The sequence below is a fragment of the Streptomyces sp. ISL-1 genome (genome assembly GCF_018614585.1).
GTDB classification, from domain to species: Bacteria; Actinomycetota; Actinomycetes; order Streptomycetales; family Streptomycetaceae; genus Streptomyces; species Streptomyces maoxianensis.
The window spans coordinates 41,366-54,870 of the sequence record NZ_JAGGOI010000066.1 but is presented as its reverse complement, the minus strand read 5'-3'; the positions used below and the strand labels follow the sequence as shown (position 1 = coordinate 54,870).

Here is a 13,505-nt window from a genome sequence, read left to right as displayed (position 1 = left end):
GCCCCGACGAGGAACTGACGCACCAGCAGCAGAAGTCACACAACTACTAACGATCAACTACTGGCGCAGGACACTAGCCCCCGTCGTGACGTGGCCACCGGTCCTGATGCATCTGTTGGCCCCGCCGCCGACTGATCAGCGTTCAACCCTGCGCTGACCAGGGAACTAATTACTGCTTCAGCAAGAGTTGACTTCGATCATCGTTGGCGCGGCGATCGGGGCGCTGTTCTTCAAGGAGCGCTTCGGTGGTCCGAGGATCGCGGCGGCGGGGCTGATGGTGGTGGGCATCGGCCTGATGCTGCGCGCGAATTGACCCGACCGGACCGCCGGTCGAACCCGGGGCCCGATCCGCGGTCGACCTCGCCGCCCGAACCTCGCCCGAAACTCGATCGAACCGCCGGTCGAACCGCGGGGCGTGCTCCTGGCGTCCTCCCCGGCATGGGGATGATCACGCACTGGACACGCCAGCTGCTCCGCTTCGGGCACTTGCAGGCCCGCTGCTGTGCCTTCGCCTTCGCGCTCGTCGGCGGCATCGCGGTCTCCGGCCTGCTGCCCGACCTGCCGATCGCGCGCTACGACCTGGTGCTGCTGTACGGAATCCTGCTCGCGGCGCTGGCCAGGAAGCTCGGCTGGGACAGCGCGCGCGACACCGCCGTGATCGCCGGATGCCATCTCATCGGGCTGCTCTTCGAGCTGGTCAAGGTGCGGATGGGGTCCTGGAGTTACCCCGAGGAGGCGCTGACGAAGATCGCCGGTGTGCCGCTGTACGGCGGATTTCTGTACGCGGCTGTGGGCAGCTACGTCTGCCGCGCCTGGCATCTGTTCGACCTGCGCCTGGACGGTTACCGGCCACGGATCATGACGGCGCTCGCCGGTGCGGTCTATCTGAACTTCTTCAGCCACCACTGGCTGCCCGACCTCCGCTGGGCGCTGGCCGCCGCGCTGCTGTGCGCGACCGCAGGAACCTGGGTGCGCTACCGCGTCGGGGCGCAGGAGTACCGGATGCCGCTCGCCCTGTCGTTCGTGCTCATCGGCTTCTTCCTCTGGGTCGCCGAGAACATCGCCACGTACGCGGGCGCCTGGAGCTATCCGGACCAGCTCACCGGCTGGCAGCCCGTGTCCGTGGCGAAAGTCGGGGCGTGGGCGCTGCTGATCTCGGTCACCTTCGTGCTGGCGGCCGGGCAGCGCCGTGCAGAGCCTCGGCTGTTATAGGCGGGCAGTACGGTCCAGTCATGGCAGTCCGGATCGATTTGACGCTCGACTGTACGGACGCGCAGCTGCTCGCCACCTTCTGGAAGCAGGCGCTGGGGTACATCGACGAGCCACCGCCCCCGCCATGAGTTCTGCGTGGCCGCGGGACCGGCGCGCTCAATGCGGGTCACTCCCCCGCTGCGGCCTCGCCGAACACCGTGTTCACCGCCAGCAGTCCGCCATCGACCCGCAGCGTCGTGCCCGTGATCCAGGCCGCGTCGCGCGAGGCCAGGAAGGCCACCGCGGCCGCGATGTCCTCCGGTTCGCCGATCCGGCCCAGCGGGTAGAGGCGGCTCACCGCGTCGAGCTGTGCCTCGCGCCCGGACCAGGAGGGAGTACGGACCGTGCCCGGGTTGACCTGGTTGACGCGGACGCCGCGCGCCGCCGCGTCGCCCGCCAGGGTGCGGGTCAGCGAGGCCAGGCCTGCCTTGGCCGCACTGTAGGCATGGTTGCCGAAGTCCTGCTCGCCGTTGACGGAGCCGATGTTGACGATCGCGCCGCGGCCCGACGCGGCGAGGTGGGGCAGCGTGGCGCGGGCGCACCGGAAAGCGCCGGTCAGGCTGATGTCCAGGTCGCGATGCCAGGTGTCGTCCGGCTGATCCTCGAACTTCGGGGTGTCGAGGCTGCATGAGAAGGCGTTGTTGACCAGCACATCCAGGGTGCCGAAGTGCTCGACGGCGTACGCGACGGCCGCTTCGACCGCCGTACGGTCGGCCACGTCACAGCCGAGGGACGCGGCCCCCCGAATGTCCCCCGCGGTCTTCGCGGCGCGCTCGGCGTCCACGTCGGTGACGAGGACCCGGGCTCCTTCGGCGGCGAGCCTGCGCGCGGTCGCCGCGCCTATGCCGCGCCCCGCCCCTGTGATCAGTACGCCGTGCCCCTCGAAACGTCTCATCTGGCTGCTCATATCGCTGAACGTACCGCCCTGATCAGCGCCTGCGCCCGCGGATCCGCGGTAACTCCCTTGCGCATGCCGTTGGTTGCGTAGGCGAACGCGATGCCCGACTCGGGATCCGCGAAGCCGAGCGAGCCGCCGCGGCCGGGGTGGCCGAAGGAGCCGGGGCCGAGCAGCGGGGCCGCGGCGCCGTGCAGCATGAAGCCGAGTCCGAAGCGGGTGGGGACGACCAGGACGCGGTCGGGGCCCGCCGATTCCTCGGTGCGGGCCAGGGTGAGGGTGGCCGGGGCGAAGAGCCGGGGTCCGCCGTCGACCGCGCCGATCGTCGACGCGTAGAAGCGGGCCAGCGCGCGGGCGGTGGAGATGCCGTTGGAGGCGGGGAGTTCGGCGGCGCGGAACGCCGGGTCGTTCTCGTCCGGGGCCGGGTCGATCGCCCCGAAGGCGCGGCGGGTGAGGGACTCCGGGTCGCGGTAGGCCTCGGAAACGGCGCGCTTGGGGCGCAGTTTGAGGCCGCCGCCGTCGGGCGCGGCGGGTTCCTCGACCGGACCGATGCGGCCCACCCGGCGCGCCTCGTCGTCGGGCAGTCCGATCCAGAAGTCGAGGCCGAGCGGGCGGGCGATCTCCTCGGCGACCCAGCGGCCGATGGTGCGGCCGGTGACGCGGCGGACCAGTTCGCCGAGCAGCCAGCTGTACGTCTGCGCGTGGTATCCGTGGTCGGTGCCTGGCTCCCAGACGGGGCGCTGTGCGGCAATCCTCGCCGGGCCGGTTGTGCCGTCGGCCGCCTCGGCCGGGGTGAGCGGGCGGTCGAGGACCGGCAGCCCGGCGCGGTGCGAGAGCAGTTGGCGTACGACGACCCGCTCCTTGCCGGCCGCCTTGAACTCCGGCCAGTACGTGCCGACCGGGCCGTCCAGGTCGATCTGGCCGCGCTGGTGGAGCAGCAGCACGACGGCCGCGGCGACGCCCTTGGTCGCGGAACGGACGATCTGCGCGGTGTCCACGGCCCACGGCTCGTGCCCGTCCACACCCCGGGTGCCGGCCCACAGGTCGACGACCTTGCGCCCGTCCCGGTAGACGGCGAGTGCCGCGCCGCGCTCGCCGCGCTGCTCGAAGTTGCGTACGAAGGCGTGCCTGACCGGCTCGAAGCCGGGTACCACCGTGCCCTGGACATCCATACCGGACACAACCTCCACGCCTGCGGGTCTCATCCCTCCATGGTGCGGGTGGGGGGTGCGGCGGACGCCGCGGGGGGTGGAGCTGGGGGCAAGCCCCCAGACCCCGTAGGACCTTCCGGCCTGTCCTCAATCGCCGGACGGGCTTGAATTTCCACCGGACCGGCGAGAATCAATCCCGTGGGGGTCCCCCCGGACGAAGTCTGGGGAAGATTGAGGCGCGGGGTCCGGGAGGGAGCCCCGAACCAAGCCCCGTGGGGGTCCGGTCCCCCCGGACGAAGTCTGGGTGAGATTGAGGCGCGGGGCCCGGTCAGGCAACCGCTCGCGGGTTGAAGCCGAACGGCAGCTCCAGGCGGTGCGCCCGCATCAGGTCGTCGTCGGCCAGCAGCTCCCGCGTAAGCCCGTCCGCCGCGATCACGCCCTCGCTCAGGACCACCGCCCGTGGGCACAGCTCCAGCGCGTACGGCAGGTCGTGCGTGACCATCAGCACCGTGACGTCCAACGACCGCAGGATGTCGGCCAGTTCGCGCCGGGAGGCCGGGTCGAGGTTGGACGAGGGCTCGTCGAGTACGAGGATCTCCGGCTCCATTGCGAGAACCGTCGCGACCGCGACCCGACGGCGCTGGCCGAACGAGAGATGGTGCGGCGGCCGGTCCGCGTACTCCGCCATGCCCACCTGGGTCAGGGCCGATACGACCCGCGCCTCCAGCTCCGCGCCGCGCAGCCCCGACGACGCCGGGCCGAAGGCCACGTCCTCCCGGACCGTCGGCATGAACAGCTGGTCGTCCGGGTCCTGGAAGACAATGCCGACCCGGCGGCGGATCTCGGCGAGATTCGCCTTGGCGACCGGCAGGCCCGCGACCGACACCGAGCCGACGCCGCCCGCCAGGATGCCGTTGAGGTGCAGGACGAGCGTGGTCTTGCCGGCGCCGTTGGGTCCGAGCAGGGCGACCCGCTCCCCGCGCCCGACCGTCAGATCGACGCCGAACAGCGCCTGATGGCCGTCGGGGTAGGCGTAGGCGAGGCCCCGCACTTCAAGCGACGCAGTCATTTCAAGAGACGCAGTCATAGGGTCCATCCCAGCAGACAGACGGCGAGCGCGGTCAGCGGGAGGGCCACCGCGTACGACCACTGGGCACGCGATGCGGTCACCTGGTCGATGACCGGCATGGTCCCCTCGTACCCCCTGCTCACCATCGCCAGATGTACGCGCTCGCCGCGCTCGTAGGAGCGGATGAAAAGCGCGCCCGCGGACTTGGCGAGGACGCCCCAGTGACGCACTCCGCGCGCCTCGAAGCCGCGCGACCTGCGCGCGATCGACATCCTGCGCATCTCGTCGGTGATGACATCGCCGTAACGGATCATGAAGGACGCGATCTGGACCAGCATCGGCGGCAGTTTGAGCCGCTGCAGTCCCAGCAGCAGCGAACGCAGCTCGGTCGTCGAGGCGAGGATCACGGACGCGGCGACGCCGAGCGTCCCCTTGGCGAGGATGTTCCACGCGCCCCACAGGCCGGGGACGCTCATCGAGATGCCCAGTACGGAGACCTGCTCGCCCGGCACCACGAACGGCATCAGCAGCGCGAAGGCCACGAACGGGATCTCGATCAGCAGACGGCGCAGCAGGAATCCGGCGGGGATGCGGGCCACGGCCGCGACGGCGGCGAGCAGCGCCGCGTACAGGCCGAAAGCCCACGCGGCCTCGCGCGGCGTGGAGACCACGACAAGCACGAAGCAGAAGACGGCCACGAGCTTGCAGTGCGCCGGCAGGGCGTGGACGGGCGAGTGCCCGTGCCGGTAGAGCTTGTGGGTGTGGCCCGACGCCATGTCAGACGGTCTCGCGTACGGGGGCGGACGCGGGCTCGTCCGTACGGCGGCGGCGCACCGCGTAGAAGACGCCGCTGCCCGCCACGACCGTCGCGCCGACGCCGATGACGCCCGCGAGACCGCCGGAGATCCGGGCATCGGAGACGTCCTTGACGCCGTAGTCGGCGAGCGGGGAGCCGGCGGCGGCATGCTCCGCGACGTGCCTGTCGATGCCCTGGTCGGCGGCGACCTTCTCCAGGCCGTCGGGGCTGGCGGAGGCGTAGAAGGAGGCGACGCCCGCGAGGGCAAGGGCGGTGACCAGGCCGGTGGCCCACAGCTTCTTCGGCGAGCGGGCGGCGACCGGCGCGGTTGCGGCGGGCTCGGCGTCGACCAGTTCGCCGCCGACGCGCAGCTTGAGCGGGGTGGTGAGACCGCGCGCGCCATAGACGAGGTCGGGCCGGACGGCGACGACGGCGCCGACGGTCAGCATGGTGATCACGGCTTCGCCGATGCCGATCAGGACATGGACGCCGACCATCGCGGTGAGGACCTTGCCGACGGGCACGTTCGTCGTCCCGCCGATGGCGTAGATCAGGGTGAAGGCGCCGGCCGCGGCCGGCACGGATGCGAGCGCGGCGACGAAGGACGCGACAGTGATCGAGCGGCGGGTCCGCGGCAGCACCTTGACCAGGCCGCGGAAGAGCGCGTACGCGACGACGACCGTGACCACACCCATGACGGTGATGTTCACGCCGAGAGCGGTGAGGCCGCCGTCCGCGAACAGGATGCCCTGCATCAGAAGGACAACGGCTATGCAGAGCACGCCGGTGTAGGGGCCGACGAGGATCGCGGCGAGCGCGCCGCCCAGCAGGTGTCCGCTGGTGCCCGCCGCCACAGGAAAGTTCAGCATCTGTACGGCGAAGATGAATGCGGCGACCAGCCCGGCAAGCGGCGCGGTCCGCTCGGCGCCGACGAGCGCGACCGCGGAGCCGCCCAGCTCACGGCGGGCGCCGCGCAGGCTCACGGCGACAGCGCCGGCGGCTGTGACTCCGGCGGCCACCGATACCGGGGCGTTGATGAATCCGTCGGGGACATGCATGGCGGGCTCCGCTTCGGACAGATGAATAAGTGTTCAATCATAGTGCCTTATTGCAAATCGTTCGCAAGAGCGCCTCGGTCACGAATAACGGTCGTGCCTTCGTCCCGAATTGTGGGACATTAGAGGACAAAGCAGGCGAATGTGAGGAGCGCGCCATGTCCACAGTCGTCGAAGATCATGCATTGGCCCGGATAGTCACCGACGCTCCGCAGTACCGGTCGGCCCGCGTCGCCCTCCGCTACGATCCCGGCGACCCGGATTCGGTGCGCTTCGCCTTCCCCGGCGGCCGGGAGTGGGCCTTCCCCCGCGCACTGCTGGAGACGGGACTGCGCGCGCCCGCGCGCCTGGGCGATGTCGAGATCTGGCCCTGCGGCAGGGTCCAGGCGGTTGTGGAGTTCCATACCCCGGATGGCGTAGCGGTGGTGCAGTTCGACACGACGTCGCTGATCCGCTTCCTGCGGCACACATACGCAGTGGCCACACCCGCCACCCAGAGGTGACGAGCGCGGCCACTGTGTTCCGCGACGGCCCCCGTCCCCACGGTGTGCCGTCGCGCTGCCGGGGGCGTGCACCTGAGGTGTAAGCACGGCTCCACCGGAGCGGCTGCGCCGCGCCCCTGTGGCGCCCCCGGGGCCTTGGTGCCCGGTGCGTCAGACGCGTACCAACTGCCGCTCCGCGTCCGGGCCTTCGGGACGGTCGGCCAGCTCCTTGCGCAGCTTCTCGCCCTCCACGTCCACATTGGGCAGTATCCGGTCCAGCCAGCGCGGCAGCCACCAGGCCTTGTGGCCCAGCAGCGCCAGCACCGCCGGCACGATCGCCATGCGGACCACGAACGCGTCGAAGAGGACCGCGATCGCGAGGCCGAAGCCGATCATCTTGACCATCTGCTCGCTGGAGCCGATGAAGCCGGAGAAGACCGCCATCATGATCACCGCGGCGGCGGTGACCACACGTGCCCCGTGCCTGAAGCCGGTGACGATCGCCTCGCCGGGCCGCTCCCCGTGGACGTATGCCTCACGCATCCGCGTGACCAGGAAGACCTCGTAGTCCATCGCGAGACCGAAGACGACGCCCACCATGAAGATCGGCATCATCGACATGATCGGGCCGGTCTGCTCCACACCGAACAGCGAGCCGAGCCAGCCCCACTGGAAGACGGCGACGACCGCGCCGAGTGCCGCGACGACGGAGAGCAGGAAGCCGAGGGCCGCCTTGAGCGGCACCAGCACCGAGCGGAAGACCACCATCAGCAGCAGGAAGGCGAGTCCGACGACGAGCGCCAGATAGGGCAGCAGCGCGTCGTTCATCTTCTGCGAGAAGTCGATGTTCATCGCCGTCGCGCCGGTGACCAGCACATCGTCGCCGCTGCCGGACCGGATCGAGTGGACGAGGTCCTCGGTCTCGACCGAGGACGGCCGGTCCTTCGGGATGACCGTGATCATCGAGGTGTCGCCGGCCTTGTTGGGGCTCGGCGGGGTGACGGCCACGACGCCATCGAGACCCTTGATGTCCTTGACCGTACGGTCGGCCGCGCTCTTGTCGCCGTCGACGACCACCAGCAGTGGGCCGTTGAAGCCGGGACCGAAGCCGTCGGACAGCAGGTCGTACGCCTTGCGCTGAGTGGTGCTGACCGGCTGCGCGCCGTCGTCGGGCAGACCCATTTCCAGCGAGGCGGCCGGTATGGCGATGGCGCCGAGGCCCACCACTCCGGCGAGCAGCACGGTGACCGGGCGGCGCAGTATGAGGCGTGCCCAGCGGGTGCCCATGTTCGGCTTCTCGCCGGCCGGCTTGCCCTTGCGGACCTTGCGGCCGAGCACCTGGTTGCCCGCGAAACCGAGCAGCGCGGGGATCAGGGTCAGCGCGATGAGGACCGCGATCACGACCGTGCCGGCCGCGGCGAAGCCCATCTTGGTGAGCATCGGGATGTTGACGACGGCGAGGCCGACCAACGCGATGACCACGGTCAGGCCCGCGAAGACGACCGCGGAGCCCGCTGTGCCGACGGCCCGGCCGGCCGCGTCCTCGCGTTCGCGGCCCTCGGCCAGCTCGGCCCGGTAGCGGGAGACGATGAAGAGCGCGTAGTCGATGCCGACCGCGAGGCCGATCATCGTTGCCAGCGTGGAGGTGGTGGAGCCGAGTTCCAGTACGTTCGCGAGCGCGGTGATCGTGGAGATCCCGATGCCCACGCCGATGATCGCGGTGAGCAGCGGAAGCCCGGCAGCAACCAGCGAGCCGAAGGTGATGACCAGGACGACCGCGGCGATGCCGACGCCGATGATCTCGCCGGCCCCGGTCTCCGGGACGGTCTGCAGCGCATCGCCGCCGATCTCCACCGTCAGCCCGGCGTCGCGCGCCTCGTCGCCGGTCTTCTCCAGCGCCTCACGGGTCTCGTCGGTCAGCTCCATCGAGCTCACCTTGTACGAGACCGATACGTACGCGGTGCCGCCGTCCTTGGAGACGGCCTTGCCGGTGTACGGGTCGGTGACGGAGCCGATCTGGTCGGAGCCGTCCTTCAGCGCGGCGACGGCCTCGTTCACCTCGGCCTTGTTGGCCGCGTCGGTCATCTTGCCGCCGGCGGGCGCCTTGAAGACGACCCGGGCGGTGGCGCCGTCGGCGCTGACGCCGGGGAAGCGCTCTTCCAGCAGGTCGAAGGCCTTCTGCGCCTCCGTGCCCGGGATCGAGAACGACGAGGAGGTGGCGGTGGACGCGGAGGCCGCGCCGACCCCGGCGAGCGCCAGCAGCGCGACCCACAGCAGGGCGACGAGACGGCGGCGCCGGAAGGCGGACCGCCCGAGTTTGTAGAGAAACGTGGCCACGAGGGCGTACTCCCGAGTGTGAGGTGAACAGGGCATGGGGAGCCGGTCCGACGACGAGAGCGGCGCGCGTCAGGTGCTGTGCTGGCTGTGCGGGGAGATCAGATGCCGAGTGCGGGGAGGACCACGGCATTGATGTAGGAGGCGATGAAGGCCCGGTCGGCCGACCGGTCCTCGATCAGCGGACGGGCGATGAAAGCGCCGACAAGCATGTGCGGGACGTAGTTCAGGGCGGGGGTGTCCGCGGGGAGTTCGCCCCGGTCCACGGCGCGCTGCACCAGTGCGTCGAGCCCGGTCATCTCCGGGTCGATCAGCAGGTCCCGCAGCGCCTTGTGGAGGTCGGGGTTGTCGTGGATGGCATGGGCCAGACCCCGCATCAGCGCGGAGTCCTTCTCCATCTGGCAGTCGTCCATGCGGTCGACCATCGCGAGGAAGTCGCCGCGCAGGGAACCGGTGTCGATCTCCGCGATGCTCACCGGCTTGGTATGGCGCAGCGCGCGAGCCACCAGCTCCGGCTTGCTCCGCCACTGGCGGTAGAGCGTGGCCTTGCTGGAACGCGTGCGGGCCGCGATCGCGTCCATCGTGAGGCCTTCGTAGCCGGCCTCACGCAGCAGGTCGAGCACGGCTTCGTACAGCTCTGCCTCGCGCTCGGGCGTGATCCTGCTGCTTGCCATGGTCGACCTCCATCCTGAACGAAACGGTTTCGTACAGTACGAAGATAACCCCGAGCCTCTGCGAAACGAAATCGTTTCGGTCGTGTTCTGCGTCACAAGTTGCCGCACCCCTCCGACACGGAAAGCATTGGGGGGTGAGTGACGACGTCGCGTATCTCCGTTTCCCGCACCTGCACGACGACTTGCTGTGCTTCGCCGCCGAGGACGATCTCTGGATCGCGCCCCTGGCACCCGCCGGGCGCAGACCGGACCGCGCCTGGCGGGTCACCGTCGACCGGACCAGAGTCGGCCATCCGCGCTTCTCCCCCGACGGGGCGCAGATCGCGTACACGACCTGGCGCAGCCTCGACCCGGAGATCCATCTGGCACCCGTCGCCGGCGGGCCGGCCAGGCGGCTGACCTACTGGGGCTCGACCGACACCCGGGTCTGCGGCTGGGACCCGGACGGCAACATCCTGGCCGTCTCCTCACACGCCCAGCCCTTCTCGTACTTCTCCTGGGCCTACAAGGTGGCCACCGACGGCTCCCCCGGCCGGCGGCTCCCCTGGGGCCCGACCTCCGACATCCAGGTCGCGGACATCGAGGGAGAACACCGCACCCTGCTCCTCACCGGCAAGCCGCCGCACGAGCCGGCCGCGTGGAAGCGGTACCGGGGCGGAGCGACGGGCCGGCTCTGGGTGCACGGGGAACGGCTGCTCGCGGATCTGTACGGGCACCTGGACAGCCCGATGTTCGTCTCGGGGCGCATCGCGTTCCTCTCCGACCACCAGGGCGTGGGCAATCTCTACTCCTGCCTGCCCGACGGGACCGATCTCCGACGCCACACCGACCACGACGCCTTCTACGCCCGGCACGCCTCGAGCGACGGCCGCAGGGTCGTGTACCAGTGCGCGGGTGACCTGTGGATCGTCGACGATCTGACAGTGCCGGACGCGGAGCCGCGCAAGCTGGAGGTACGGCTCGGCGGCCCGCGCCCCGGACGCCGCTCCTACCAGGTGCCCGCCTCCAGAAACGTGGAAGCGATCTCGGTCGACACGACCGGGCGGGCCAGCGCCGTCAACGTACGCGGCAGCCTGTACTGGCTCACACACCGCGACGGTCCGGCGCGCACGATCGCGGACACCCCGGGCGTACGGGTCCGGCAGCCGGGGATGCTCGGCGGCGGCGGACAGGTCGCCTATGTCACGGACGCGGAGGGCGAGGACGCCGTCGAGATCGCGTATCTGCCGCGGGCCAGCGGCGAACGGGAGCCGCGCAGGCTGGCCTCGGGGAAACTGGGACGCGTCCACGAGATGGTGTCGGACCCGGACGGGGAGCGGCTCGCTGTCGCGTCGAACGACGGCCGGCTGCTGCTGCTCGACGCGAGCGAGGAGTCCGGGGACACCTCCGCGGCCGAAGGCGCTGTGGACGCAGAGGTGACGGAGCTGGTCCGCTCCGTCAACGGGCCCGTCAACGATCTGGCCTTCTCGCCGGACGGTGCCTGGCTGACCTGGTCGCATCCGGGCATCGGCCGCTCACTGCGGCAGATCAAGATGGCCCGCATCATGGACCGTACGATCGTCGACGTCACCAACGGCCGCTTCGAGGACGAGAATCCGGTCTTCACACGCGACGGCCGCTATCTCGCCTTCCTGTCCTGGCGGGGCTTCGACCCGGTGTATGACGTGCACACCGGGGACCTGTCCTTCCCGCTGGGCTGCCGCCCCTATCTCGTGCCGCTGTCGTCCGCGACACCGTCGCCCTTCGCGGTGCTGCCGGACGGACGGCCCGCGGCCGGCGGACTCGACCCGCTGGACGACGAATCCGGGAACGGCGACGGCACGGTCACGGTCGAGGTCGAGGGGCTGGCCGACCGGGTCACCCCCTTCCCCGTCGCCGCCTCCAAGTACTCGGCGCTCCATCCGGTCAGCGGCGGCGGCCTCGTCTGGATGCGCTGGCCGATCTCCGGGGCGCTCGGCGAGACGTTCGCCAACCCCGCGGACACCACCGGCCGCCCCACCCTGGAGCACTTCGACATCACCAAGGCCCGCAAGACCGAACTGGTCGGCCATCTCGACTGGTTCGCGGTCAGCGGCGACGGCAGCCGGCTGGTGGTCGTGGACGACGGGGAGCTGCGCGCGGTCCCGGCCACCGAGCCGGGGGACAGCGACACGACGGTCTATCTGGACCTGCGCCGGATCCTGCACGAGGCGGACCCACCGTCCGAATGGCGCCAGGCGTACGACGAGGCGGGCCGCATCACCCGCGCGTACTTCTGGGAGCCGGGGATGTGCGGCATCGACTGGGACGGTGTGCTCGACCAGTACCGTCCGCTGGTCGAAAACATCGCGACGCCGGACGAGTTCGCGGATCTGCTGCGCGAAGTGCTGGGCGAGCTGGGCACGTCCCATGCGTACGTCACGCCCGCGCGGCGCAACGAAGGGCCGCCCCAGTACCAGCGCGCGATGGGCCTGCTGGGCGCCAACCTGGTCTGCAGGGACGGGAACTGGGTGGTCAGCCGGATCCTGCCGGGCGAGTCGTCCGACTCCAAGGCGCGTTCGCCGCTGGCCGGCACGGGCATCCGCGAGGGCGCGATCCTCACACATGTCGACGGCCGCCCGGTGGACCCGGTGGCGGGCCCCTATCCGATGCTCTCGGCGGCGGGCGGCACGACGGTCGAGCTGACCTTCCGGCCTGCGGAGGGCGAGGGTCCCGCCCGGCGGGTGGCGATCATCCCGCTGGTGGACGAGCGGCCGCTGCGGTACCACGACTGGGTGGCCAAACGCCGCGAGGTGGTACGGGAGTTGAGCGGCGGCAAGTGCGGGTATCTGCATATCCCGGACATGGGCGGGTCGGGGTGGGCGCAGTTCAACCGCGATCTGCGGCTGGAAGTGTCCCGGCCGGCGCTGATCGTGGACGTACGCGGCAATGCGGGCGGCCACATCAGCGAACTGGTCGTCGAGAAACTCACGAGAAAGATCCTCGGCTGGGACCTGACGCGGAACGCGCAGCCGGTCTCGTACGCGTCGAACGCCCCGCGCGGCCCGATTGTCGCCCTCGCCGACGAGGCGACGGCGTCGGACGGCGACATGATCACCGCGGCCATCAAACTGCTGCGCCTGGGCCCGGTGGTGGGCAGCCGCACCTGGGGCGGCGTGGTGGGCATGACAGGACGGCACCGCCTGGGCGACGGCACGGTGATCACGGTCCCGATGAACGCCGCATGGTTCGACGAGTACGGCTGGTCCATCGAGAACCACGGCGTGGACCCGGACCTGGACGCGCTGCGCACCCCCCTGGACTGGGCGGAGGGCCGCCACGTCCAGCTGGACGACGCGATCCAGCTGGCCCTGGACCTCCTGAAGACCCACCCGCCGGCGGAGCCGCCGGACTACTCGCAGGCCCCGAACCTGCGACGCCCGAAGCTGCCGCCGAGGGGGCGCGAGGGGGCTGGGCGTCGCGGGTGACGCCCTGATGCGCCCCGGGACCGGTGCGTACCCACGGCGCAAGGACCGGCGGCATGCACGAAGGGGCGGACCCGCCCGAACGGGTGCGCCCCTTCGCTGTCTGAACTCAGATGTCGTAGTCCTGCCTGAACTTGTCCTCGGCGTCCTGCATGGCCTCCTCGGTGGACCGCTCCCGGGGCTCTTCCGTCGGCTTGCCCTTGGCCGCCGAAGACCGCTGCGACGCTTCCTTCTTCGCGCCCCCCTCGGCCGGCGCCCGCTCCTCGTGCGCGTCGGCCTTGTCCTTGAACTGGTCTGCCATGCCCATGAACGTTCACTCCTAGAAGGTGTGAGAAGGGCGGGAGCCATCGCGCCC

12 protein-coding genes and 1 pseudogene are annotated in these 13,505 nt (G+C 70.6%); 5 read left to right on the top strand and 8 right to left on the bottom strand.

Translation table 11 applies throughout. The annotated features are described in order from the left end of the window. Positions 1 to 190: 190 nt before the first annotated feature. From J7E87_RS33705 to J7E87_RS33695, 3 genes and pseudogenes are all read left to right on the top strand, one after another. Positions 191 to 313: pseudogene (locus J7E87_RS33705) on the top strand (EamA family transporter); the annotation flags it as partial. Between the two features lie 125 nt (positions 314 to 438). After that, positions 439 to 1,212 (top strand): DUF817 domain-containing protein, encoded by a 774-nt coding sequence (locus J7E87_RS33700; protein ID WP_215098461.1) that lies wholly within the window; start codon positions 439 to 441, stop codon positions 1,210 to 1,212. Between the two features lie 20 nt (positions 1,213 to 1,232). Continuing rightward, positions 1,233 to 1,340, top strand: a complete 108-nt coding sequence (locus J7E87_RS33695) for a VOC family protein (RefSeq protein ID WP_374195256.1) — start codon at positions 1,233 to 1,235, stop codon at positions 1,338 to 1,340. A 38-nt stretch (positions 1,341 to 1,378) separates the two neighbouring features. Here the strand turns inward: J7E87_RS33695 and J7E87_RS33690 are convergent, their stop codons facing one another. The 5 genes from J7E87_RS33690 to J7E87_RS33670 form a co-directional block, all read right to left on the bottom strand. Then, entirely contained in the window at positions 1,379 to 2,146 is a 768-nt protein-coding gene (locus tag J7E87_RS33690; protein ID WP_215098466.1) for an SDR family NAD(P)-dependent oxidoreductase, read from the bottom strand. 8 nt (positions 2,147 to 2,154) lie between these two features. Beyond that, positions 2,155 to 3,318, bottom strand: a complete 1,164-nt coding sequence (locus J7E87_RS33685; protein ID WP_215098465.1) for a serine hydrolase domain-containing protein — start codon at positions 3,316 to 3,318, stop codon at positions 2,155 to 2,157. A gap of 307 nt (positions 3,319 to 3,625) precedes the next feature. Further along, on the bottom strand, positions 3,626 to 4,393 hold the full coding sequence (locus J7E87_RS33680) for an energy-coupling factor ABC transporter ATP-binding protein (protein ID WP_215098460.1): 768 nt from the start codon (positions 4,391 to 4,393) through the stop codon (positions 3,626 to 3,628). Then, on the bottom strand, positions 4,381 to 5,142 hold the full coding sequence (gene cbiQ, locus J7E87_RS33675) for a cobalt ECF transporter T component CbiQ (RefSeq protein ID WP_215098459.1): 762 nt from the start codon (positions 5,140 to 5,142) through the stop codon (positions 4,381 to 4,383). The genes J7E87_RS33680 and cbiQ overlap by 13 nt, the downstream gene beginning before the upstream one ends. Position 5,143: 1 nt before the next feature. Then, positions 5,144 to 6,220 (bottom strand): energy-coupling factor ABC transporter permease, encoded by a 1,077-nt coding sequence (locus tag J7E87_RS33670; RefSeq protein WP_215098458.1) that lies wholly within the window; start codon positions 6,218 to 6,220, stop codon positions 5,144 to 5,146. Positions 6,221 to 6,375: 155 nt separating this feature from the next. On the opposite strand from J7E87_RS33670, the gene J7E87_RS33665 reads away from it, so the two are divergent. Beyond that, on the top strand, positions 6,376 to 6,720 hold the full coding sequence (locus J7E87_RS33665) for an SsgA family sporulation/cell division regulator (protein ID WP_215098457.1): 345 nt from the start codon (positions 6,376 to 6,378) through the stop codon (positions 6,718 to 6,720). 150 nt (positions 6,721 to 6,870) lie between these two features. Here J7E87_RS33665 and J7E87_RS33660 read toward each other — a convergent pair whose 3' ends face one another. After that, a complete protein-coding gene (locus J7E87_RS33660; protein ID WP_215098456.1) occupies positions 6,871 to 9,036 on the bottom strand; it encodes an MMPL family transporter in 2,166 nt (721 codons plus the stop codon). Between the two features lie 98 nt (positions 9,037 to 9,134). Further along, positions 9,135 to 9,707, bottom strand: coding sequence for a TetR/AcrR family transcriptional regulator (locus J7E87_RS33655; protein ID WP_215098455.1), 573 nt, complete (start codon positions 9,705 to 9,707; stop codon positions 9,135 to 9,137). Between the two features lie 134 nt (positions 9,708 to 9,841). On the opposite strand from J7E87_RS33655, the gene J7E87_RS33650 reads away from it, so the two are divergent. Continuing rightward, complete coding sequence (locus tag J7E87_RS33650; protein WP_215098454.1) at positions 9,842 to 13,153, top strand: S41 family peptidase; 3,312 nt, start codon at positions 9,842 to 9,844, stop codon at positions 13,151 to 13,153. Between the two features lie 106 nt (positions 13,154 to 13,259). Here J7E87_RS33650 and J7E87_RS33645 read toward each other — a convergent pair whose 3' ends face one another. Beyond that, complete coding sequence (locus J7E87_RS33645; RefSeq protein ID WP_215098453.1) at positions 13,260 to 13,457, bottom strand: hypothetical protein; 198 nt, start codon at positions 13,455 to 13,457, stop codon at positions 13,260 to 13,262. Between the last annotated feature and the right edge of the window lie 48 nt (positions 13,458 to 13,505).

Excerpts from the sequence above, each read along its gene's own strand:
- J7E87_RS33700 (WP_215098461.1), top strand. The coding sequence starts at position 439 with ATGGGGATGATCACGCACTGGACACGCCAGCTGCTCCGCTTCGGGCAC.
- J7E87_RS33680 (WP_215098460.1), bottom strand. The coding sequence starts at position 4,393 with ATGGACCCTATGACTGCGTCTCTTGAAATGACTGCGTCGCTTGAAGTG.
- J7E87_RS33665 (WP_215098457.1), top strand. The coding sequence starts at position 6,376 with ATGTCCACAGTCGTCGAAGATCATGCATTGGCCCGGATAGTCACCGAC.
- J7E87_RS33685 (WP_215098465.1), bottom strand. The coding sequence starts at position 3,318 with ATGGATGTCCAGGGCACGGTGGTACCCGGCTTCGAGCCGGTCAGGCAC.
- J7E87_RS33655 (WP_215098455.1), bottom strand. The coding sequence starts at position 9,707 with ATGGCAAGCAGCAGGATCACGCCCGAGCGCGAGGCAGAGCTGTACGAA.
- J7E87_RS33670 (WP_215098458.1), bottom strand. The coding sequence starts at position 6,220 with ATGCATGTCCCCGACGGATTCATCAACGCCCCGGTATCGGTGGCCGCC.
- J7E87_RS33645 (WP_215098453.1), bottom strand. The coding sequence starts at position 13,457 with ATGGGCATGGCAGACCAGTTCAAGGACAAGGCCGACGCGCACGAGGAG.
- J7E87_RS33690 (WP_215098466.1), bottom strand. The coding sequence starts at position 2,146 with ATGAGACGTTTCGAGGGGCACGGCGTACTGATCACAGGGGCGGGGCGC.
- cbiQ (WP_215098459.1), bottom strand. The coding sequence starts at position 5,142 with ATGGCGTCGGGCCACACCCACAAGCTCTACCGGCACGGGCACTCGCCC.
- J7E87_RS33695 (WP_374195256.1), top strand. The coding sequence starts at position 1,233 with ATGGCAGTCCGGATCGATTTGACGCTCGACTGTACGGACGCGCAGCTG.